Origin of the sequence: Exiguobacterium sp. s75 (genome assembly GCF_018617145.1) — a bacterium.
GTDB lineage: Bacteria > Bacillota > Bacilli > Exiguobacteriales > Exiguobacteriaceae > Exiguobacterium > Exiguobacterium profundum.
The window spans coordinates 1,022,414-1,042,736 of the sequence record NZ_JACSJQ010000001.1; the positions used below are offsets into that span (position 1 = coordinate 1,022,414).

The following is a 20,323-nucleotide window of genomic DNA, read 5'->3' on the forward strand; positions in this document are numbered from 1 at the left end:
TGTTGGCTCGGTGGATGTGTCAAACGAGCGAACGAGCACGCACACCTTTTCGCTTACGCATAATGTAATCGGTCGCGACTGGCCGATCCACTTTTACACGAATCGTCATCATCGCTTGGTTAGCAGACTCGAGGAGGTGACCGTCCACATCCTCCATCGTATCAATGACTTGTGAAAAACGAACAAATCCGGGTCCGAAAAATTCAACCTCTTCACCGATTGAAAAGTGATTCCGCTGCTCAAGCGTTGCCATACCCGTCACAGGGTCGTATGAGATGACACGAGCTACAAACGCAAATTGCGGAATCGAACGAGGTTTCCCGAACAATTGCTCTTTTTCAGTCGGGATCCCGTAATAGAACCCGGTCGCGAGCTCACGTTGGGCCGCTTTCCAAATTTCTTCTTCCCATGCAGGGTCGAAGACGAAATGCTCTGGGTCTTCACAGTACGCATCAATCACTTGACGATAGACGTTACACACCGTCGCGACGTAATGAATCGATTTCATTCGTCCCTCAATCTTCAAACTATCGACTCCTGCCTCCACCAAGTCAGGAATGTGGCGGACCATCGATAAATCAACTGAACTCATCGAGAACGGCTCTTCGTCACGCGCTTCCATTTCTTCTGTTAGAAGATCACCTTCTTCAAAGAAACCATATTTCCAGCGGCATGATTGGGCACATCCCCCACGGTTGGCATCTCGTAATGTCATGTGATTTGATAACGTGCATCGACCGGAATAGGAGATACACATCGCCCCATGGACGAACGTCTCAATTTCGACATCGACTTCCTGTTTCATTTTGACGATTTCATCCATCGATACCTCACGAGCCAAGACGATTCGTTCGAGCCCTTCTTCCTTCCAGAAACGAAGGGTCTCGTAGTTTGTCGCCGAAGCTTGGGTCGACAAATGGACGGGCAACCCTTCTGCTTCCGTGAGACACATCTCAATCATCGCTGGATCCGAGACGATGACTGCATCGATTCCGATATCTCGAAGTGTTCGGAAGAAGTCACCTGCCCCCTCGATATCGCCTTCATGCGTCACCATGTTCGCAGCGACGTATACTTTCGCGCCGTACGCATGTGCGAAGGCTACCCCTTCACGCATCTCGTCATAACTGAAATTACCGGCACGTGAACGTAACCCGAACTGCTGTCCGCCGATATAGACCGCATCGGCACCATAATGGATGGCCATCTTTAATTTCTCTAAGTTTCCTGCTGGCGCTAATAATTCTGGACGTCGTTTCATCTTGATCCCTCACTTAATCTCTTCTGGTTTTCGTAACCACAGTCCCGTACCGAGACGGAACGTTTCCGGTTGAAGCTCGTGAAGACGATGTTCCATCTCTACACGATCAAATCGACCGTTCAACAAATTCGTCCGGGCATAAGTAAACAACTGAACGATTTCAACAAACTGGTCCCCGGCGTGCCATCCGTCTAGCTTCCACGTGTGAAGTCCATTTTTGACTAACGTCGGAAGCTGACCCATGAGCGTCAAATCCTCAGAGAATATATGGGTGCCGTTCTCGTCCTCATAGATGGGATAACGACTGGTCGTATCTGCCGGTTCGCTCATATAAAATTCGCGTTGTTTTGCTTCTTCAACCGGTCTTCCGAGTTCGTTAAAGTAATTCGTCACGAGTGGGCGTTTAGAGTGATGGATGCATGTCGGACCATATACTTGTACTTCAACAGGAAGTCCGATTTGCTGCTGGATCAAAACGAGTTCATCGATTGTCACTTCGCGGGCGACGACCGCTCCAATCGCTTCGCGTTTCCCCCAAAATTGGATCTGTTTGGCGGATGTGACGAGCGTTTGGGCATCATACCAATACGGAATCTTTGCCTGTCGAATCAAGCGAATGGCGCCGGGGTCTCCAGCGGTGACATCATCGACTCCTATCGTTTTCAGCGTTTGCAAATAATCTTTTAACTCTTCAATGTGGTCATTGTGCATCAGGTTGTTGACGGCTACCGTCACTTCTTTCCCATACCGATGGGCAAGTTGTGTGACTTCTCTCACAGCATCGATTGTCCAGTCACCTTTTTGTCTCAACCCAAACCTTGAATTTCCGATATATAGTCGGTCCGCGCCGGCTTTGATTAACGCTTCTGCCTGATCAACGCTTTGCGCCGTAGTGACGAGCTGAATCATCATATTTGTTCTACTCCCTACTTTGTGAGTCTAATCACATTTTCTTGCTATACTTTAGCATATGTTTCAATGTGCGAACGGAGCAGGATTTTAACAACTCGTGAAGAATTCAGTAACAATGTATGACTTTTCATCAAAGGAGTGGATCATGTTGTCAAAGACAGCTTTAATCACCGGCGCCTCGATGGGCATCGGTCTAGACTTGGCCGTACTCGCCGCTCGCGACGGCTACGACTGTATTTTAGTATCTCGGAACGAACCACGATTGCATGAACTAAAAAAAGTACTTGAGACACGTTATCGCATCAACGTACATGTCTTTGCACTAGATTTAGCAAAACATGACGCAGCAGTCCGATTGACGACGATGATCGCCGAAGCTGGCCTCACTGTCGACTTTTTAATCAACAATGCCGGGTTCGGCACGTCCGGCGCATTCGCCGACCTCGATGCCGAGACGGAGGCCGACGAGGTCCGATTGAATGTCAATACGTTGACCGAACTGACGAAAGCCTATTTGCCTGGCATGCTCGAACGTGACCACGGATATGTGTTGAACGTTGCGTCCGTCGCTGCCTTCCAACCTGGTCCATATATGGCCGTCTATTATGCGACGAAAGCCTATGTCCTTTCATTCACTGAAGCGATTCATGCCGAAGTGAAAGGTAGCGGTGTGCATGTGAGTGTATTATGCCCTGGCCCGACGGATACAAATTTCTTTAATCGTGCCGGGAGTGAATTGTCATTCTCGAAAATGCCATCTCATCTCGTCGCCTTCTTCGGATACAAAGGGGTGTTGAATAACAAGCGTGTGATCATCCCTGGACTCTCGAACCAGCTGTTGGTCGGGGTCGCCAAATTGATGCCGAGAGCTCTCAGTTTAGAAGTACTACGCCGCGTCCAGAAACCGGCTGATGGAACACCTGCTGAATCGACCACATGAAAAGGAGCGACCGCATCGGGTCGCTCCTTTTATGGTTCAGAGTGTAAGCGAGAGACGTTTACAAGCCGATATAGAAACACACCTGCCGGAATCATGGTCATCAGCGCTGTGGCGATGACGACTCCCCACGCCATGATGGCATCGAGCGTCAGGTCTCCCGATGTGAGCTGGTCCATGATACTCAGTTGTTCTACTGAGAGCACAATCATCAGTGCTGGCCACACGCTCGCCGCAAAGATACTGATCATGGCAAAACGGGCTCTCGTGTAACGTTTTGCCAATAGAATCAGATTTAACAAGATAAACAATAATCCTACGAGTAAAAACATGCCGACTTCAGTGAGATTGATATATGCACCCATCCGTCGTTCACCTCACTCAAAATGATTTGACTATTGTATATTTACCCGAATTGACGAAGGAATATGCGCTCAAACAAGGGACGGATTAAAATGAGGAAGACAACGTTCGATAGCCCATGTGCCAAGTCAAACGGGACGCTGAGTAGAAGTAGCTTCCAAAAGTCAGCTCCAATCACTTCTATGAACGCCAGATTTGTCGTCCATCCATATAAAAATCCAGAGAAAAAACCGAGCGTAAGGAAAAGGATACCTGACTTCATCCATATCGTTCGAAAACTGCTTACGAGCGTCACGACAAGGAGCCACCCCAAAAATTGATAGAAGACGAACGGTCCGATCCCGAGCAACAGACCCGACAAGATGGGTACGAAGAGTGCCAAGACCGCAGCAGCATTCAACCCAATACATAATGCGGTCAGCATCAAAATAGCTGTCGTCGGCTGTACGTTCGGAATCGTCATAAAGAGCCAACGCCCGATGACTGCGAGTGCCAAGAGCTGCACGAGCGGTTGAATCGGGAGGTCAGATTTCTCAAATCGATACAGAACCAGGATGGCAATCAGAATGGCGAGGACGTATGTGACCATAGAGTACTCCGTTCTTGAAAGATTGAGCGCTCACCTTGAAAGACCACGCGACCACTTGCAAGGTAAATCACGTCCGTCGCTTGGTCGACTAACGCCAAATCATGGGTCGCACAAAGCACGCGTGCTGATTCTGACTTTTTCAAGACCGCTTCAAGGAACGTCGTTCGCTCCCCATTCGTTAAATCCACCGTCGGTTCATCGAGCAAAAGGACGCTTGCCGGGTCGTTCAGGACGGCTTGAAGTTGTGCAATCCTCCGATTCGATTCTTTCGGAAACGGACCGTACTCCGTTTCGGCAGGAAGATAGGCAGCTCGCTCCCCCCGCTTCACCCGTCCACGAAGAGGGCGTCTGCTCCTTGCTAAAAGTTCGAGCAACGTCGATTTTCCACTTCCGTTCGTCCCGATACAGACGGTGAGACCCGGTTCAGTCATTTGGACGGTCACTTCTTCAATGGCATAAGTCGCCTGAAGCGGGTGTCGATAGGATACATCGGTCGCATCAATCCTCGGTATCGTCTCCGATTGTCGGAAAGTGATTTGTATGTCTTCAGACGACTCTCGCGCCCGTTCCGTATAACCGATTTGAACACCGAGATCGGTTATACGACGGAATAGCATCTCTAGATGTTCTCGACGGAATTGATCGAGGTGGCGGAACGGTTCGATAAGTACAATTGCTTCGGGCTGATTTGATAGAGCATAAGCGACTTGTACAATCTGTTGTTCTCCGCTTGAACAGGCGTCAAACGCTTTTGGATATAGTGCATCGATTTGTAAGAGTGAGGCAAGTTCCGCTCCCCGAAGCGGGTCAACACCGGATAATAAATGACCAACTTTTCCTGAGAATGGTTGATTCATTCTGATGACTTGAGGACGATACCGTTCGATATATGCCTCGAACGAACCGTCAACGGTAGAAAGCCATTGCATCACGAACACCTCCTTTTGTGATGTATGGATAGATGAGCCATGGAATGATGGTCCATTCGATTGATACATAACCAATCAAGCCAATCGCAAGGAGTTGCAGAACATCCTCGGCCCGGAAGCGACGCATCGGCTCGACTGCAAATTTTGGCTCATGCCTTTGGCTCTTAATGCCATTCTCGATCGCTTCTTGCCAGGCTCCTTTCGGGTGACTTCTGAGCGACTGACGTACCGCCCGTTCCATCGAAGGAATAAGTGCCCACGCCCCGTACAAGAGGGAAGTTGAACGGGGCCATTTGGAGAGGAGTGGCAGCAATCGTTCCAATCGAACAATACGAGAAATCCACAGCATGCCAAGTAAAAAAGTAGCCAACCTCAACAGCTGACGCCATATGTAAGAGAGCGATAACTCCCACCCGAACAATGCAGGGAAGACCGAAACGACAGTAAACGCAATCAATACGATGAGCATCGTCCACGGAAACCGACGTTCAAGCATGAGCAACAGGACAAGACCGACGACCAATACCGTGACATCTTGGATATACGTCAGGATGAATAGATGGCTGAATAGAAAGAAAAGGAGCGTGACAGGATGTCGCCGCTCCCAATCTGCCTCATTCGAAGAAAGCAATCGCATCTTCTTCAAACCGCCACTGAATGACGTCCGTCGATTCTACTTCTTTAGCACCGGCCCCTTCATCTCCGGGCGCACCATTAAAAGCAAATACCCAGCCTGACGATTGTCCTTCTGATTTTTCTTCGACGCCTTCGATTGCCGTCACGTACGACATGTCTCCGCTTCCTGTCACTTCGAGGTCAAGCCCTGTCGCTTTCAATGCGTCGAGCACGGTCGCATCATCTTCCAAACAGACGCTCTTCTCTTGATAGAGCGTCTCCTCCGTCGCCGCATTGTATACGGAAATGGTCGGACTTACATCGCACGCCTCTTGTTGGGCTTCTTCTCCGCCACATCCGACAAGAAGTGCGGTCGCTAATAGGGAAAAACTCAAATACGGTTTGATCATTCTGTCAAATCCTCTCGTTGATGTATCGAATAATTATATAGTATCGTAAAACGTTCGCCTGAACTTCGTCCTTCCCGTGTCAGTCCGACGAGTTGGATGCTGTTTGCGAGGACTGGTTCGCGCTGGAGCCAGAACTTGACCAGTTCATTGTCCCGATTGATCATGAGCATCGATTCGTTTTCGAACGTGTACATGTCATACAGCCCATCATAGGAAAGTTGTAACACTGGGGCAGAAACGACGTCAGTATACTCATCCCATGAAGGACCTCGTAACGTCGACAGCATGTGGTCGAATTCGACAAGCTTTTCAAAAAAGGCCTGTCCAGATTCTTTACGCAGTTCATCGACTTGTTCATACGAAAGTTGTCCTGAGCCGTATGTTACACGGATCTGTTGGAACGATTCGGCTCGTTCCACCATGAGTAAGTACTCAATGGATTGAACGTTCCCTTCTCGGTCGATCTGTAGTTTCCCACGATCTAATTTAATCGATTCACTATTGATTCGTTGTAACAATTTTTCAGTCATGTCATCAAACGATTCATCCGTGACCGAAACGGCGCCGATTTGTTGCGATTCGGAACGAAACCCGGATTGATCGAATAACGGGACAAAAAGCAAGACAAGAAAAAAGAAGAACCCTAACAGTGCCCCATACCATTTATACCGGCTGTTCTGTTTCGGAAAGAACAAAAAAGACAATAGAAAGCCAATCGGAATGTGAAAACCGCCGATGGGGAAAGACACGATTCCAAGCAGTGAATAAAATAAGAACTTTGGAAAAAAGTTCGCTTCCGGCTCTTTTAATTGATTCAATCGAATCCCTAATAGAACGCTGATTACTAAAAAGGCTGCCCATACATAGAGTTGAATGGTCACATCACTCCCCCACTGTATATTCTAAAAAGTCCGTCGCAACGAGACTCGATGGAAAATCCGACACAACTTCTTGAACAAATTCTTCCTCTCGTCCGACATAGCGTGCTGAGATGTGTGTCACAATCAGCTTGCCGACGGCGCACGCATTCGCTAGCGCGGTCGCTTCACGTGTCGTCGAGTGACCATACTTCCGAGCGAGCGCTTGTTCCGCCTCCATAAACGTCGCCTCGTGAACGAGGAGGTCTGCTCCATCCGCCAACTTCTGCGCGTTCTCACACGGGATTGTATCTCCTAAAATCGCTACGATTTTTCCCGGAATCGGTTCAGTGACGTATTCTTTAGAGTCATACCATTTTCCTTCAAATTCAAATCGGTCTGATTCTTTGATGGTTCGATAAATCGGTCCACTTGGAATACCGAGTTCTCTTACAAGATCGACGCGTAGCATGCCCGGTTTTTCTGGACCATCGATTCGGAAACCGAATGAAGGGAACCGATGCTCTAATTTTCGCACAGTGACGAGATGGTCGTCTTGTATGAATGTGTCCCCGTCCGAGTACTCGATCACGGTCAGCTCGTATCCTAGATGTGAGCCTGTGACACGCAACGTAGCTTCAAGCCATTTTTTCAATCCTTTTGGTCCATAGACGGTCAAGGGGGCGGTTCCATCGAGTGCCGAACGAGTCGATAAGAATCCAGGCAATCCGAATACATGGTCACCATGAAGATGCGTCACCCATACCGCTGTCACTTTTCTCGGTTTGATTTTCGTATAGAGCATTTGGTGTTGCGTGCCCTCGCCACAATCAATCAGCCAGGTCACGTTCGATAAATCGAGAGCTAGCCCCGATACGTTGCGCTGTTTCGAAGGCATCCCCGACCCAGTTCCTAAAAACTGTAACTTCATAAATATTTAATTCCTTTCTTCAAGCCGTTCCATGCTATACTTGACGTAATCGCTGAAAAGGATGTGATTTGTGATGACAAAGGCAGAACAACCCGAATCGATTTATGAGACGATTCGAGAACGCGCAGCTTTGATGAATCGCTTGCACCAACAGGAACAAGGCACCTCTATCCGCATTCACGACATAGCGATCGAACTTCATTGCACAGACGAGTTGATTTTAGAATCACTGGAGTTCGCAGCATAACGAGTACGAACACATACGAAGAGCCGACGAATGGTCGGCTCTTTTTTATTGCTTAGGTGATGCGACTTCTTCAACGATTGTCACGACATATTCGACGAGTTTATACAACTCTTCAAGTGGCATCCGTTCGTTCGTCGTATGAATCTCTTCATAGCCGACCGCCAAGTTGACTGTCGGGATTCCCCCACCGGCGATGACGTTCGCATCCGAACCGCCCCCTGAGTGTAAGATTCGAGTCGGACGTCCGATTGTCTGAGCCGCACGTTTCGCCACCTCAACGACTTCGTCCCCTTCCTCAAACTTGAATCCAGGATACATGATGTCGATGTCCACTTCGGCACGACCACCGAACGACTCAGCGACCTCGATGTACGCTTGTTTCATCGTTTCCGCCTGTTTCTCCATCTTCTCATGGATGAGGGAACGGGCCTCAGCAAGAACTTCGACATAGTCACACACGATGTTTGTCGCGCGACCCCCTTCGAAACGTCCGATGTTGGCTGTCGTCTCTTCATCGATACGACCGAGCGGCATCTTCGCGATGGCTTTCGCTGCGATTTGAATCGCCGAGATTCCTTTTTCAGGTGCGACACCAGCATGAGCCGTCTTCCCGTAAATCTTCGCGTTCACTTTTGCTTGAGTCGGAGCGGCGACAATGATGTCTCCAACTGGTCCATCCGAATCAAGGGCAAAACCGAACTTCGCATCGATTTTCGATAAATCCAATACTTTCGCACCGACGAGACCTGATTCTTCCCCGACAGTGATCACGAACTGGATTTGACCATGTGGAATTTGTTTTTCTTTCAATTCACGCACGAGTTCGATCATCGCAGTGAGGCCGGTCTTGTCGTCTGCTCCGAGAATCGTCGTACCATCCGTGACGACATATCCGTCTTTGATGCTCGTCTTGATTCCTTTACCTGGAGTAACCGTATCCATGTGAGCCGTAAAGTAAATCGGATCAACATTGTCTTTCGTTGCAGGCAACGTGATGATCAAGTTGTTACCAGAGTGTGCCGTCTTCGTTGATGCGTCGTCCTCGTAGACGTCGCAGCCAAGCTCTGTGAATACACCTTTCAAATGTTCACAGATGATCGCTTCTTCCTTCGTTTCTGAATCGATGCCGACCAATCCTAAAAATGTGTCGAGCACGCGTGTCTCGTTTACCATAAACAACATCCCTCCATCCAAACATTTCTTGACCATTATATCAAACTCCCCTGGATTGCACGAATCTTTTCCATTCTGTACAATGATGGCAAACACGTATATGGAGGCAGACCATGAAGAAAAAACAGAAAAGACGACAACGCATCATTCAAATCGGCGTCGTCGTCATCGTCTCAATCTTTTTAATCAGCACGTTTCTCTCGAGCATGACCATGTTCTTTTAAGAGCAAGATGTATCGCTCTTTCAAGATCAAGTAACTTTTTACATCAGATAAAATATTTAATAAGGATGAGCGTACCTCGAATTCCTCACGCGTCGTGGGGAGAGGTACGTTTTTTCGATAATGCTCAATCATCTCTTCAAGCTCCTGTAGAAAGACGGATGCATCGGCCTGCTCGTTCACATGGTCCCCGACTCGACGTAAGAACGTCGCGACCGGTTTCGCTTCATTGACGACCATCGTGATTTCTCTGGCGTTATCCGCGACTCGTTTGAGAATATCATACTGCCGTTCACGCATCCGGAAGTATAGATAGTCCATGTCTTCATTCCGCTTTCCGATTGAGTTTCCCATACGGCGAAGGGCTAAATCTTTCCCCTCTTTCAGATAGTCCCGTGTCTTGATGAGCATCATCGAGTGGTTGTTATAGACGCCCGTCTCGACACATGCCGCCACGTCATAAAACAGTACTGCGAGCGAGCGGTCGATATTCTCTTTAATCCGTACAATCTCACGGTCAAGCGTCGGCATGTACATGTTGACGACAAGCCCGACACCGACACCGATCGCAATGAGCAATAGCTCATTGATAAATAACTCCAGTGTAAACTGTGCCTCGGTGTAGAGGTGGGTCAAAATGACGACACTCGTAATGAGCCCGTCTTGCAGTTTCAATTGTTGTACGAGTGGAATGAAAATGACAAAATAAAGTGTGAGCGTCACCGGTGAATAGCCGAGTAGCGTGAACATCGCCGCACCCATTCCGATGGCGAGAAGACTTGCCATGACTCGTTCATAGGAGGCGCGAATCGATTTTTTACGCGTCTCTTGAATACTTAAAATGGCGATAATGGCTGCAAATACAAAATAATCGAGATGAATTGTTTCGGAAATGAGCATCGCGATACCTGCTGCGACCGCGGTCTTTAACGTCCGCGTTCCAATTTTCATACTAATTTCCCCCTTCTCCATCAAATTGTTGACTAAATCAACTCGTTTGGCAATTCAAAAGTTTGGAAGTGATTTGATTGAAACGAAAGAAAAGACTTAAGGTTTGGCCGATGATTGCGACACTTAGTCTCGCCATCGCAGCCTTTTTATGGATTCAATCTTCCCGTGAAGACACCTATACCGTCGAAACGGTGACGAATGGCGACCGTGTCACGAGGTCGTTCGAATCTCTCGCAGAAGCAAAACGATACATGACGGCCGGTAAGAACCGGACATTGTTCTCGCCCTCTGGAGAAGTACTCGATTTTACAGGTACCGGAGTCGTCGTCACTCCGAGTGATGCTATCACAAACTTATATAAAGATGCATCATTTAAAACACGACAATCCTATGTCGCTGGTGGCACGAGACTTCAACTAATTGAGCGCGGAGACGATCATCTTAAAGTACGTATCTCCGGGGCGGATGTGTATGTCAAACCGGATCAAATGGCGTTATTTCCTGAAGCAGTTGTGAAGAGACGTGGATTTTACGAGATTCGAGAAGGTGACGTCTACCATACGGTGGAAGCGAACGCCAATCTCGCCGGTACGTTCCTTGTAGGTCCAACAGAAAAAAACTCGGATGACCGTTTTTACACAGAACGTGTCCAAGACGTCTTCGATTCTCCTTATCAATTTGCATCGATTCGCAAGTCGTCCCCATATTCGGCTGACGAGTTTGATCAATATTTAAAATCCATCGATTCACCACTCGCTGGGGAAGGCAAGTCTTTTAAACGGGCAGAAGATACGTATAACATTAATGCCTTATTCCTGCTGGCGGTTGCCGGGCATGAGTCCCGATTTGGAACGTCCGATATCGCTCGGGACAAGCGGAACCTATTTGGGTTCCGCGCGACAGATGACGACCCGAGCGGGAATGCGACATCCTTTAAAACAATTGACGCCAGCGTACAAGCTGCTGCTGAATTGTTTGCGACTAAATATGTCACTGGGCCATATGCTCGTGGCGATTATCCTGGGAACAAGCAGGAAGGCATCAATATCTTCTATGCCTCCGATCCATACTGGGGTGAGAAAGTTGCCGGTACGATGTACACGATCGACCGTGAACTCGGTTTGAAGTACTTGAAAAAAATTCAATGAAAAGTAGCCCGGCTCATACGAGTCGGGCTGCTTGACGCTTCATTCGATTATAACTTCCATCTCTTGCTCATACAATTCGATGAGTCGATTGTTGTCGAGCACATGCTCACTTGACTGTTCGTAGCGGTCTGTGACGAGCGGAATCAAATCTTCCCACACGACCCATTTCACGTATTGATCGCGATAATAATCATGATTGAGCTCATACACGCTCATCTCTTTTGCCTCTGCATATCGTCTTTGAGACTCGACCACCGTCGCATCCGGTCCTTTTTCAATCCGTTCATCGACTTCGTCACCCGTTACTACGATTCCATATTCGCTTTTCGCATGCTCCAACCATGCACGTTCAAAATCAGCTTGGTCTTTTGCACGGATTATAAGTTCCTTCACATCGATGGTTTCACCACTCTTCTTCATCTCCACGTACATTCGTTCTGCCAACTTTCGTTCGAAATCGTTATTGATTTGCGGAGCCAAATCGTTTTGAAACGTCTCAAGGATTTTCTTCAGTTCTTCGACCGTCGACTCAGAATAAACCTTTGTCTCAGTTTGGGTGAACATCTTATTTTCGACCTGTTCAGACATTTTCTTTGAATCAGATTGATCGATGAGCACAAACATTCCGACAATGATAAGTACGAATATGGTCAGCCCTGTAACGCGCTTCATGTTCCATCATCTCCTATTTTAAATTCACGTCATGGTTTTGAGTATCAATCGTTACATCATGTATATACTTCTCAAGTGAAAAGAATGATTCAACATCGAATGACATTTTGTTGAAGGAGTTTTACATCATAAGACGAATACGTAAAATGAACGACCATTCATTTTTGAGGGGGAATTAAGATGAAAACGATTTGGATTACCGGGGGATCGTCCGGCATGGGGAAAGCGATGGCATTAAAATTTAAACAGGAAGGATGGAACGTCGCTATCAGCGGTCGAAACGAGGAACGACTAGTAGAAGCGATGAACGATTTGAATTCAATCGATGCAGGTCAGGCGATGAGTGTGCAACATGACGTTCGTGACTATGAAGGATGCGCGAAAGCACTGGCTGACATCGTATCCGCTTATGGACCAGTACACGCACTCGTCAACAATGCTGCCGGAAATTTTGTGTGTCCGACTCTTGATTTATCTCCTAATGGTTGGGCAAGTGTCATCGACATCGTCTTGAACGGGACATTCAACTGCACCCATGTTCTCGGGAAACATTGGGAAGCAGATGAAATCCGTGGCGGCTCCATCATCAACATGGTCGCTTCCTATGCGTGGCAGGCAGGTCCTGGTGTCGCACCGAGTGCGGCAGCGAAAGCAGGGGTCTTGAACTTGACGCGAACACTCGCGGTTGAATGGGGCTATCAATTCGGCGCGCGGGTCAATGCCATCAGTCCTGGACCGATTGAACGGACAGGCGGCGCTGAAAAGCTCGTCTCCCACGTAAAAGAAGTGGAGCGTATTCGCCGTAATGTCCCACTTGGACGTTTTGGGACACCGGAAGAGATTGCGGACCTCGCTTACTGGATGGCATCAGACGAGATGCGCTATTTAAACGGGGATTGCATCTCTCTTGACGGTGGTCATTGGTTGAACAAGCATCCATTCTAATCAAAAGGACGACCGAATTTACTCGGTCGTCCTTTTATATGTCCACCCCATCCCATTCTTCATGAAACTGTTCTAGAAACTGCTGCATGAAAGCATGACGTGACATCGCTAGTTGTTTTGCTTTTGAGGTATGCATCATCGACGCCAGCTTCAACAGCTTGTCATGAAAATGTTGAATGGCACTCTCTTCCGACAAATCGAGCGGAGTTTTGCGAGAACCCGCGAACTGGAACGTTCGCGCAATCCCGATGGCCCCCATCGCATCAAGACGGTCGGCGTCTTGCAAGATTTCGCTTTCCCGGGTCGTCGGGGTCTTGTCTTTTGAGAAGGAGACCTCATCAATCACCGCCATCACCAATTCCACTTGCTCTTCAGTGATGTCAATTGAGGACAGATGCTGTTTGACGAGACCGTTCGGACGACCGAGCTTATGATCTTCCACGTCGTGTAAATATGCCGAGAGGAGGAGAACCGTCCGATTGACCGGTTCATCCTCCATTAAACGTTCCACTAGTCGGACGACACGCGTAATGTGGGCGACGTCATGACCCGACGCGTCATTTGCATGAATCGTTCCGATGAACTCTCGCGTCGCTTGAATCACGTCCATGCTTAAATCTCGATCGTCGTATTCGGTTCAATCAAGAGACCTCGACGGTGCAATTGGTCACAAAACGCCTGAGCATCTTGTTTAATCGGCGGGAACGTATCAAAGTGGATCGGAACGACACGTTTCGCTTGAAGCCACTGCGCCGCATCTAATGCGTCTGTTGGCCCCATCGTGAAGTTGTCTCCGATTGGAAGGAACGCGACATCGATTTCAAACCGTTCACCGTACATCTTCATATCGGAGAAGAGACTCGTGTCTCCAGCGTGGTAGAGCGTCAGTTCGTTCGTCTCGATGATGAATCCGGCAGGCATCCCCATATAGACCGGTGTATCCCCCATGTCAAAGCTCGAACTGTGGAACGCTTGGGTCATCGTGACACGCCCGAACGGAAAGGCATGACCTCCCCCGATGTTCATCCCGTGAACAGAGAAGCCTTTTTTCTCGTAATACGATGCGAGTTCATGTGTCGCCACAATCGTCGCACCCGACGATTTCGCAATCAATTCGACATCCTCGATATGATCGAAATGAGCATGTGTGAGCAACAAATAGTCCGGACGTAGTGTAGAAGGGTCTATTTCCGTATGAGGGTTACTCGTCAAAAATGGATCGATCAACACGTTTACGCCATCAATCTCAAATCCTACAGTCGCATGTCCATAATAGGTGATTTTCACGTGTATTCATCCTTCCTTCGTAAGTTCAGATTACAACACTTTCTCCAAGAAACGTTTCGCCCGGTCGGTTTGCGGATTCAACAACAGGTCAGCCGGTTTTCCTTCTTCCATGAGAATCCCTTCATCCAGGAAGAGGACGCGGTCTGCCACTTCACGGGCGAAGCCCATTTCGTGTGTGACGACGACCATCGTCATCCCAGTCTCAGCCAACCCTTTCATAACGTCGAGTACTTCATTGACCATCTCAGGGTCAAGTGCCGATGTCGGTTCATCGAACAACATGACGTTCGGTTCCATCGCCAAGGCACGCGCGATGGCGACACGCTGTTTTTGTCCACCCGAGAGTTGGCTCGGATAGGCATCGATTTTTTCAGAAAGGCCGACACGTTCGAGTAATTTCTTCGCACGTTCCAGCGCTTCCGCCTTGCTGACTTTTAAGACGTTGATTGGTGCATACGTCAAATTGTCCAATACGCTCATATGAGGGAACAAGTTGAACTGTTGGAATACCATCCCAATGTTTTGACGCGCCTTCGCGACGTTCGCCCCTTTTTTCGTGAGCTCGAATCCGTCGACACTGACCGTCCCGCTCGTTGGAATCTCAAGCATGTTCAAGCAGCGTAGAAAAGTCGATTTACCAGACCCGGACGGTCCGATGACAGCAACCACTTCACCACGTTCGATCGTCGTCGTGATTCCTTTTAAAACTTCTAAGTCACCAAATTGTTTGTGTAGGTCTTTTACTTCGATCATCTTCCATCACTCTTTCTTAACCGTTTTTCTAGACGTTGTCCAAGATACGTCAAGATCATCACTATCGTAAAGTATATCACACCGGCGAATAGAAGCGGTTCGAAGTAGATTGCCTTCTGCCCACCGACGATTTGCGCACGACGCATGATATCGAGCACCCCAACCGTCGAGACGAGTGCAGACTCTTTCGTTAATGTGATCATCTCGTTCACAAGAGCAGGCAAGATGTTCTTGAACGCCTGTGGCAAGATGATGGAACGTAACTGTTTGACATATGGGACACCAAGAGCATCCGAAGCCTCCCACTGTCCTTTATCTACTGCTTGGATACCCGCTCGAATAATCTCTGAAATATACGCCCCCGAGTTGAGCGAGAATGCGATGACCGCTGACTGGTACGGTGTCGTGATGTATCCCGTCAGTTGCGGCAATCCGAAGTGGATGATGGCGAGTTGCAAAATGAGTGGTGTCCCACGGAACACCGCCGTATAAGCATGTCCGATAAAGTTAATCAGACGATTCGGGACAATTTTTAATGTAGCGACAACAATCCCAAGTGAGATCCCAATCAATGCCGAGACGATCACCACTTGGAACATGACTGGAATCCCCTCAAGTATATAAGGGATCGAATCATAAATCCGGCTAAAATCCATAGTGAGTTCCTCCTAAAAAAGGGCTGACCGATTCATCTTCAGTCAGCCTCGTACGATTCATTATTCGGCTGGCGCAGCCTCTTCTTCAAACCATTTCTGTGCTAACTCTTCGATTTCTCCACTGTCGATCATCTTCTTCAACTCTTCGTTGAATTGATCGCGGAGTTCATCATCTTTACGGAAGGCAGCAGCAGAACCTGCTTCTTCTTCGTCCACAATTTCAAATGTCGTCAATTCACTATCTTGCTCGAGGTATTTTTTCGCGACCGTATCTTCGATGACCATCGCGTCAATACGTCCTGTCTTGATTTCTTGAATGATCTCAGGAATCTTGTTCAACGAGACGATCTCAGCATCTGTGATTTGATCTTGTGCAATCCCTTCTTGAATCGAACCGAGCTGGACTCCGATCTTTTTCCCCTTCAAGTCTTCAAGTGATTGAAGCGAATCATCTTTTGACAAGATAAAGTTCACCGCTGTGAAATAAATATCTGAGAAATCGGCATTTTCTTTACGCTCTTCTGTCGGAGTCATCCCCGCCATTACGAAGTCGACTCGACCTGCATTGAGGGCTCCAAGTAAGCTTCCGAAATCCATATCTTCAATTTTCAATTCATATCCCATGTTCTCTGCCACTTTTTTGGCGATATCGATATCAAATCCGACAATCTCGTCGCCATTCGCTGTATCGACGAACTCATATGGGAAGTAATCGGCACTTGTACCCATGACGATGACTTTGTCATCCTCACCATCGGTCGATGTCGATCCTCCTTCGTTCACGTCTGCCCCACACGCGACTGAGAACGCGGCCAGTCCTGCTAAACATAATGCTAGAAAACCTTTTTTCATCTTCATCTCCCTTTCATAGTTGAATGATAATTATCAGAACATTAAAAAAATTATGACATATGTGTGAACGTAGCTCAACTGTTCTATGACACATCAGTTGTCCGACTTGTGTCTTCAACCACTATATACACATAATTATTACTTGTAAAGTATATTCATGCAAATTATATAAAAAAGAAGGTCACATTCGCTCGAAAGCGAAATATGTGACCGTTCCATTGTCGCGTGACCCATACGGTTGCACCTGTTTGACCGAAGTCATCGGGATGGCACTATACACATGTGGATAACGTTCTCCATCCTCATCCAATTCATAATGTAGCAGCTGACCAAGTCGGTTGACGTGTAACGATACGAGAACGACCGCTTCACCCGAATACGACTTTTTGACGACCTTTCCAATCTGTTGCGGCGTACAACATTTGATTGTCCCTTCAGATTGAAGTGACGGTTCATTGATTTCACCGCGTGACAGGGCAATCATATATTCTGCCTCCGTCATGATTTTGATGACTGGTTCCATATACCCTGCCCCTTTTCACAAAAACGCAAAGGCAGTGCCTTTGCGCCGATGCTTGATTATGCGAAGTAGATGTCGAACAATGTTTGCAATTGGTCGACGAGCTCTTCAGCAGTCGATGACTCGATTTCACTACGCTCTACCATCGTCACGATGTTGCCATCCTCAAGAAGTGCGATTGACGGTGAAGACGGTGCATATCCTTCAAAATACTCACGTGCACGATCTGTCGCTTCACGGTCTTGACCAGCAAACACGGTCACGAAATGGTCAGGCTTCACACCTTCGATCTTGTTGACGTATGCGGCAGCTGGACGAGCAATCCCGCCTGCACACCCACAAACCGAGTTGACGAGGACGAGTGTCTTCCCTTCTTTTTTCAGTGCTCCGTCTACTTCTTCCGGTGTCGTGAGCTCTGTGTATCCTGCAGCACGTACTTCGTTACGCGCTTGTTCGACTACATCTTGAAAATATAATTGAAAATCCATGTTGTTTCCCCTTTCGACATTTCGTCTGTACTCCCTTATTTTACGTCTTGTTCCACCTCGAGGACAAGTCTATCGCTCAATTCACGTTCTAAGAACGGGTCTGCCCCTAACATCTGTTTGAAAGCAAGGTAACGTGCCTTCGTCTCTGCGCTCGCCTGACGGTTCGTCAAGTAGGCACGAATCATGATATTTTTCGGCGTATGCTCGAGGTCGATGAATTCGAGCAGCTGGGTATCATACCCGACAAGTCCGAGCAGTTCAGCCCGAATGGAATCGGTCGCGAGTGAGGCGAACCGTTCTTTGATCAAGCCATGTTGGAGCATCACGTCTAAATTCGACGCTTGAATTTGACGATTCAATTCCTTTTGACAACACGGAACGCTCAAGATGACTTTCGCGCCCCAGCGGACGGCACGTGCCAACGCCATGTCTGTCGCCACATCACATGCATGAAGGGTCACGACCATATCAACAGCTGTTTCCCCTTCATATTCATTAATGTCTCCGACTAAAAATTCGAGCCGTTCATATCCAAGATCTTTCGCAATCGATGCACACTCTTCAATGACCTCTTTCTTCAAATCGAGCCCTGTGATATGGACGTCATATCCTTTCATCTCATGAAGGAAATGATAGAGCGCGAACGTCAAATACGACTTCCCTGATCCGAAATCCAAGATTCGAACGGTACGGTCTGCCGGCAAGTATTTCAGTGAATCCTCAATGAACTCGAGGAAACGATTGATTTGTTTGAACTTGTCATACTTTTGACGCTTCACTTTTCCGTCCGTTGACTGAATGCCGAGTCGAATGAGAAACGGAACTGGCTCGTCGAGTGGAAGCACGTACTGTTTTTCCCGATTGTGGCTCAGTTGAACTTCTTTTTGAGCCGTCTGCTTTTCTTTCAATGTCACTTTGAACTTTTTCGATAATTGGAACTGGAGGTCGGAATCTTTTAACTGAAACTGTCCTTGTCGGAACGTTTCGAGAAGCTCATTCACTTCCGTGACAGCCTCATCTGGTGTCAAGTTTTTATGGTTCATCACCCGCTCATACTGATACTCGAACTGGATATGATACGCATTTCGTAGCATGACCGGTTTCAATTTGACCCGTCTGAGATCGCTAGATTTTTGACGGGGTTGACTGATGGTCGCCGACACGAGATGATTTGATTGTAAGACGTCTGCGAGACGCTCTTGTAACGCTTTATATTCCAATGGATTCAATCCTTTTTTAGAAATTTTGAAACATATCGTTTCACCTGTCCGTACATACTATTACACGAAGACGACGTTACGTCAAAGGAGGATACACATATGTTTAAAAAGATTTTATCATCAATCGGAATCGGTGCCGCAAAAGTCGACACACGTTTGAATGAAAGCCACTGTACACCGGGTGGAGAACTCACTGGAGTCGTCCATATCGAAGGTGGTTCGGTCGAACAATCCGTCGACAGTATCTATCTCTTCTTCAATACGTTGTATAAACATGAGGTGAACGATAAGTCGACATACTCGACGTTCACCATCGAAAAAATCTTATTGAATGAAGCACCGTTTATGATTGGTCCTGGAGAAGTGAAAGAAATTCCGTTCACAGTCAACGTCCCGTTCAATACGCCACTCTCTGTGAGCCAATCAAAATCATGGATTGAAACGGGCCTTGATATCGCCCAAGCCGTCGATCCAAAAGATGAAGATGCGATCACCGTACAACCGAATGCAGCTCAACAAGTCATATTAGATGCGATGGACGAGCTCGGATTCCGTTTGAAGAAAGCCGACACGGAGATGCTCCCGGCACGTCATCGTTCGGGACGTCTTCCGATTGCCCAAGAACTCGAGTATTCAGCGAACGGTTCGCGATTCGGTCGCCAGTTAGACGAGGTAGAAGTTGTGATTCTACAAGACGAGGATGCCATCGAATTGCTCATTCAAGTCGACCGCAGTGTCCACGACCTCGGAAGTCTCTTTGCTGACTTGACGGGAACGGACGAGTCGACTCATCGTGTACGCTATGACGCTGCACGTTTATCAGTAGCTGAAGTTCGTCGCGACATCGAATCGATGATTGAACAATCGATTTGAGGAAATCACTGACACGCCATTTCTATGAATGGCGTGTTTTTCTGAGGTATTGAATTTAAGCATCCATTTTTTTACAATGAACATATGGAATAAACCCTTTTCTGGAGGTGACTACATCTTGTTTGCTTTAATAATGATTGGGAGCCTTGGTCTTGCAACGCTTGCCTTACCGATTCTAGAGACCAGTCTTTCTGATTCACTCGCCTATTTCACGCTTGGTGGACTCGAGGTGCTGATTGGTTTGATTGCCATGTGTCTCATGCGCAATCCGTCGACAAACGCCTTATCATTCATGAAGTTCATGCCCTATCTTGTACTATTGATTCATTTCCCTACCTCACTCCTTTTGCTTTGGATTTCTTCGGTCAGACGTGATGGGGTTTCTGCATTTTCATTAAACTATATTTTTATATACTGGATGTTCCTTCTCGTGTTCGTCGTAGTCAGCAGATTGACGTACCGTGTCCATCAAAGACGATTCGAAGGTGCATGATTAGAAAGGATGATTCTACA

General features: G+C 47.6%; 26 protein-coding genes. 6 read left to right on the forward strand and 20 right to left on the reverse strand.

What is annotated here, in order from left to right:
• Window positions 1-19: 19 nt before the first annotated feature.
• On the reverse strand, window positions 20-1,261 hold the full coding sequence (locus tag KNO68_RS05285; RefSeq protein WP_215112187.1) for a peptidase U32 family protein: 1,242 nt from the start codon (window positions 1,259-1,261) through the stop codon (window positions 20-22).
• Window positions 1,262-1,270: 9 nt separating this feature from the next.
• Window positions 1,271-2,167, reverse strand: a complete 897-nt coding sequence (locus KNO68_RS05290; RefSeq protein ID WP_353047966.1) for a peptidase U32 family protein — start codon at window positions 2,165-2,167, stop codon at window positions 1,271-1,273.
• Window positions 2,168-2,318: 151 nt separating this feature from the next.
• Between KNO68_RS05290 and KNO68_RS05295 the strand changes: the two genes are divergently transcribed.
• The gene (locus KNO68_RS05295; protein ID WP_214684055.1) at window positions 2,319-3,113 is read left to right on the forward strand and encodes an SDR family NAD(P)-dependent oxidoreductase; all 795 of its coding nucleotides are present in this window, start codon (window positions 2,319-2,321) and stop codon (window positions 3,111-3,113) included.
• Between the two features lie 29 nt (window positions 3,114-3,142).
• On the opposite strand, the gene KNO68_RS05300 is transcribed toward KNO68_RS05295, so the two are convergent.
• The 7 genes from KNO68_RS05300 to rnz are packed head-to-tail and all read right to left on the reverse strand — an operon-like array spanning window position 3,143 to window position 7,804.
• Window positions 3,143-3,475, reverse strand: a complete 333-nt coding sequence (locus KNO68_RS05300; protein ID WP_214730558.1) for a hypothetical protein — start codon at window positions 3,473-3,475, stop codon at window positions 3,143-3,145.
• A 41-nt stretch (window positions 3,476-3,516) separates the two neighbouring features.
• The gene (locus tag KNO68_RS05305; protein ID WP_214757400.1) at window positions 3,517-4,062 is read right to left on the reverse strand and encodes a hypothetical protein; all 546 of its coding nucleotides are present in this window, start codon (window positions 4,060-4,062) and stop codon (window positions 3,517-3,519) included.
• A complete protein-coding gene (locus KNO68_RS05310; protein ID WP_215112189.1) occupies window positions 4,035-4,991 on the reverse strand; it encodes an ATP-binding cassette domain-containing protein in 957 nt (318 codons plus the stop codon). Before KNO68_RS05310 ends, KNO68_RS05305 begins: the two co-directional genes overlap by 28 nt.
• On the reverse strand, window positions 4,969-5,628 hold the full coding sequence (locus KNO68_RS05315) for a hypothetical protein (protein WP_078147081.1): 660 nt from the start codon (window positions 5,626-5,628) through the stop codon (window positions 4,969-4,971). The genes KNO68_RS05310 and KNO68_RS05315 overlap by 23 nt, the downstream gene beginning before the upstream one ends.
• A complete protein-coding gene (locus KNO68_RS05320; protein WP_214686917.1) occupies window positions 5,606-6,016 on the reverse strand; it encodes a DUF4430 domain-containing protein in 411 nt (136 codons plus the stop codon). The genes KNO68_RS05315 and KNO68_RS05320 overlap by 23 nt, the downstream gene beginning before the upstream one ends.
• Window positions 6,013-6,897: a hypothetical protein gene (locus KNO68_RS05325; protein ID WP_215112190.1), complete on the reverse strand. Its 885-nt coding sequence runs from the start codon at window positions 6,895-6,897 to the stop codon at window positions 6,013-6,015. The genes KNO68_RS05320 and KNO68_RS05325 overlap by 4 nt, the downstream gene beginning before the upstream one ends.
• A 1-nt stretch (window position 6,898) precedes the next feature.
• Window positions 6,899-7,804 carry a ribonuclease Z gene (gene rnz / locus KNO68_RS05330; RefSeq protein WP_214686918.1) on the reverse strand — a complete coding sequence of 302 codons (906 nt, stop codon included), beginning with the start codon at window positions 7,802-7,804 and terminating at the stop codon, window positions 6,899-6,901.
• A gap of 73 nt (window positions 7,805-7,877) precedes the next feature.
• On the opposite strand from rnz, the gene KNO68_RS05335 reads away from it, so the two are divergent.
• Window positions 7,878-8,051, forward strand: coding sequence for a hypothetical protein (locus KNO68_RS05335; protein ID WP_012726540.1), 174 nt, complete (start codon window positions 7,878-7,880; stop codon window positions 8,049-8,051).
• 45 nt (window positions 8,052-8,096) lie between these two features.
• On the opposite strand, the gene KNO68_RS05340 is transcribed toward KNO68_RS05335, so the two are convergent.
• Window positions 8,097-9,224, reverse strand: coding sequence for a M20/M25/M40 family metallo-hydrolase (locus KNO68_RS05340; protein ID WP_215112387.1), 1,128 nt, complete (start codon window positions 9,222-9,224; stop codon window positions 8,097-8,099).
• 182 nt (window positions 9,225-9,406) lie between these two features.
• Window positions 9,407-10,396, reverse strand: coding sequence for an aromatic acid exporter family protein (locus KNO68_RS05345; RefSeq protein WP_214684049.1), 990 nt, complete (start codon window positions 10,394-10,396; stop codon window positions 9,407-9,409).
• 77 nt (window positions 10,397-10,473) lie between these two features.
• On the opposite strand from KNO68_RS05345, the gene KNO68_RS05350 reads away from it, so the two are divergent.
• Window positions 10,474-11,544, forward strand: a complete 1,071-nt coding sequence (locus KNO68_RS05350; RefSeq protein ID WP_251028274.1) for an N-acetylglucosaminidase — start codon at window positions 10,474-10,476, stop codon at window positions 11,542-11,544.
• A gap of 39 nt (window positions 11,545-11,583) precedes the next feature.
• Here the strand turns inward: KNO68_RS05350 and KNO68_RS05355 are convergent, their stop codons facing one another.
• Window positions 11,584-12,216, reverse strand: a complete 633-nt coding sequence (locus tag KNO68_RS05355; protein ID WP_215112191.1) for a hypothetical protein — start codon at window positions 12,214-12,216, stop codon at window positions 11,584-11,586.
• Between the two features lie 180 nt (window positions 12,217-12,396).
• On the opposite strand from KNO68_RS05355, the gene fadH reads away from it, so the two are divergent.
• Window positions 12,397-13,161, forward strand: a complete 765-nt coding sequence (gene fadH, locus KNO68_RS05360; RefSeq protein WP_214757412.1) for a 2,4-dienoyl-CoA reductase — start codon at window positions 12,397-12,399, stop codon at window positions 13,159-13,161.
• Window positions 13,162-13,195: 34 nt separating this feature from the next.
• Here the strand turns inward: fadH and KNO68_RS05365 are convergent, their stop codons facing one another.
• The 8 genes from KNO68_RS05365 to KNO68_RS05400 form a co-directional block, all read right to left on the reverse strand.
• Window positions 13,196-13,771, reverse strand: coding sequence for an HD domain-containing protein (locus KNO68_RS05365; RefSeq protein WP_214872566.1), 576 nt, complete (start codon window positions 13,769-13,771; stop codon window positions 13,196-13,198).
• A 2-nt stretch (window positions 13,772-13,773) separates the two neighbouring features.
• Window positions 13,774-14,448 (reverse strand): metal-dependent hydrolase, encoded by a 675-nt coding sequence (locus KNO68_RS05370; protein WP_078147088.1) that lies wholly within the window; start codon window positions 14,446-14,448, stop codon window positions 13,774-13,776.
• A gap of 30 nt (window positions 14,449-14,478) precedes the next feature.
• A complete protein-coding gene (locus tag KNO68_RS05375; RefSeq protein ID WP_031423364.1) occupies window positions 14,479-15,201 on the reverse strand; it encodes an amino acid ABC transporter ATP-binding protein in 723 nt (240 codons plus the stop codon).
• Window positions 15,198-15,857, reverse strand: a complete 660-nt coding sequence (locus KNO68_RS05380) for an amino acid ABC transporter permease (RefSeq protein WP_012726548.1) — start codon at window positions 15,855-15,857, stop codon at window positions 15,198-15,200. Before KNO68_RS05380 ends, KNO68_RS05375 begins: the two co-directional genes overlap by 4 nt.
• A 60-nt stretch (window positions 15,858-15,917) precedes the next feature.
• Complete coding sequence (locus KNO68_RS05385) at window positions 15,918-16,709, reverse strand: transporter substrate-binding domain-containing protein (protein ID WP_215112192.1); 792 nt, start codon at window positions 16,707-16,709, stop codon at window positions 15,918-15,920.
• A 181-nt stretch (window positions 16,710-16,890) separates the two neighbouring features.
• A complete protein-coding gene (locus tag KNO68_RS05390; protein ID WP_074036735.1) occupies window positions 16,891-17,232 on the reverse strand; it encodes a DUF952 domain-containing protein in 342 nt (113 codons plus the stop codon).
• A 56-nt stretch (window positions 17,233-17,288) separates the two neighbouring features.
• Window positions 17,289-17,717, reverse strand: a complete 429-nt coding sequence (locus KNO68_RS05395) for a BrxA/BrxB family bacilliredoxin (RefSeq protein WP_215112193.1) — start codon at window positions 17,715-17,717, stop codon at window positions 17,289-17,291.
• Window positions 17,718-17,752: 35 nt separating this feature from the next.
• A complete protein-coding gene (locus tag KNO68_RS05400) occupies window positions 17,753-18,937 on the reverse strand; it encodes a class I SAM-dependent methyltransferase (protein WP_215112388.1) in 1,185 nt (394 codons plus the stop codon).
• Between the two features lie 99 nt (window positions 18,938-19,036).
• Between KNO68_RS05400 and KNO68_RS05405 the strand changes: the two genes are divergently transcribed.
• Window positions 19,037-19,810 (forward strand): sporulation protein, encoded by a 774-nt coding sequence (locus KNO68_RS05405; protein WP_031423357.1) that lies wholly within the window; start codon window positions 19,037-19,039, stop codon window positions 19,808-19,810.
• A gap of 118 nt (window positions 19,811-19,928) precedes the next feature.
• Entirely contained in the window at window positions 19,929-20,303 is a 375-nt protein-coding gene (locus tag KNO68_RS05410) for a hypothetical protein (RefSeq protein WP_215112194.1), read from the forward strand.
• Window positions 20,304-20,323: the final 20 nt, after the last annotated feature.

What these genes read in the sequence shown, in the direction of transcription:
- KNO68_RS05285 (WP_215112187.1), bottom strand. Translation starts at nt 1,261, where the DNA reads ATGAAACGACGTCCAGAATTATTAGCGCCAGCAGGAAACTTAGAGAAA.
- KNO68_RS05295 (WP_214684055.1), top strand. Translation starts at nt 2,319, where the DNA reads ATGTTGTCAAAGACAGCTTTAATCACCGGCGCCTCGATGGGCATCGGT.
- KNO68_RS05300 (WP_214730558.1), bottom strand. Translation starts at nt 3,475, where the DNA reads ATGGGTGCATATATCAATCTCACTGAAGTCGGCATGTTTTTACTCGTA.
- KNO68_RS05305 (WP_214757400.1), bottom strand. Translation starts at nt 4,062, where the DNA reads ATGGTCACATACGTCCTCGCCATTCTGATTGCCATCCTGGTTCTGTAT.
- KNO68_RS05310 (WP_215112189.1), bottom strand. Translation starts at nt 4,991, where the DNA reads ATGCAATGGCTTTCTACCGTTGACGGTTCGTTCGAGGCATATATCGAA.
- KNO68_RS05315 (WP_078147081.1), bottom strand. Translation starts at nt 5,628, where the DNA reads ATGCGATTGCTTTCTTCGAATGAGGCAGATTGGGAGCGGCGACATCCT.
- KNO68_RS05320 (WP_214686917.1), bottom strand. Translation starts at nt 6,016, where the DNA reads ATGATCAAACCGTATTTGAGTTTTTCCCTATTAGCGACCGCACTTCTT.
- rnz (WP_214686918.1), bottom strand. Translation starts at nt 7,804, where the DNA reads ATGAAGTTACAGTTTTTAGGAACTGGGTCGGGGATGCCTTCGAAACAG.
- KNO68_RS05335 (WP_012726540.1), top strand. Translation starts at nt 7,878, where the DNA reads ATGACAAAGGCAGAACAACCCGAATCGATTTATGAGACGATTCGAGAA.
- KNO68_RS05340 (WP_215112387.1), bottom strand. Translation starts at nt 9,224, where the DNA reads ATGGTAAACGAGACACGCGTGCTCGACACATTTTTAGGATTGGTCGGC.
- KNO68_RS05345 (WP_214684049.1), bottom strand. Translation starts at nt 10,396, where the DNA reads ATGAAAATTGGAACGCGGACGTTAAAGACCGCGGTCGCAGCAGGTATC.
- KNO68_RS05355 (WP_215112191.1), bottom strand. Translation starts at nt 12,216, where the DNA reads ATGAAGCGCGTTACAGGGCTGACCATATTCGTACTTATCATTGTCGGA.
- fadH (WP_214757412.1), top strand. Translation starts at nt 12,397, where the DNA reads ATGAAAACGATTTGGATTACCGGGGGATCGTCCGGCATGGGGAAAGCG.
- KNO68_RS05365 (WP_214872566.1), bottom strand. Translation starts at nt 13,771, where the DNA reads ATGGACGTGATTCAAGCGACGCGAGAGTTCATCGGAACGATTCATGCA.
- KNO68_RS05375 (WP_031423364.1), bottom strand. Translation starts at nt 15,201, where the DNA reads ATGATCGAAGTAAAAGACCTACACAAACAATTTGGTGACTTAGAAGTT.
- KNO68_RS05380 (WP_012726548.1), bottom strand. Translation starts at nt 15,857, where the DNA reads ATGGATTTTAGCCGGATTTATGATTCGATCCCTTATATACTTGAGGGG.
- KNO68_RS05385 (WP_215112192.1), bottom strand. Translation starts at nt 16,709, where the DNA reads ATGAAAAAAGGTTTTCTAGCATTATGTTTAGCAGGACTGGCCGCGTTC.
- KNO68_RS05390 (WP_074036735.1), bottom strand. Translation starts at nt 17,232, where the DNA reads ATGGAACCAGTCATCAAAATCATGACGGAGGCAGAATATATGATTGCC.
- KNO68_RS05395 (WP_215112193.1), bottom strand. Translation starts at nt 17,717, where the DNA reads ATGGATTTTCAATTATATTTTCAAGATGTAGTCGAACAAGCGCGTAAC.
- KNO68_RS05405 (WP_031423357.1), top strand. Translation starts at nt 19,037, where the DNA reads ATGTTTAAAAAGATTTTATCATCAATCGGAATCGGTGCCGCAAAAGTC.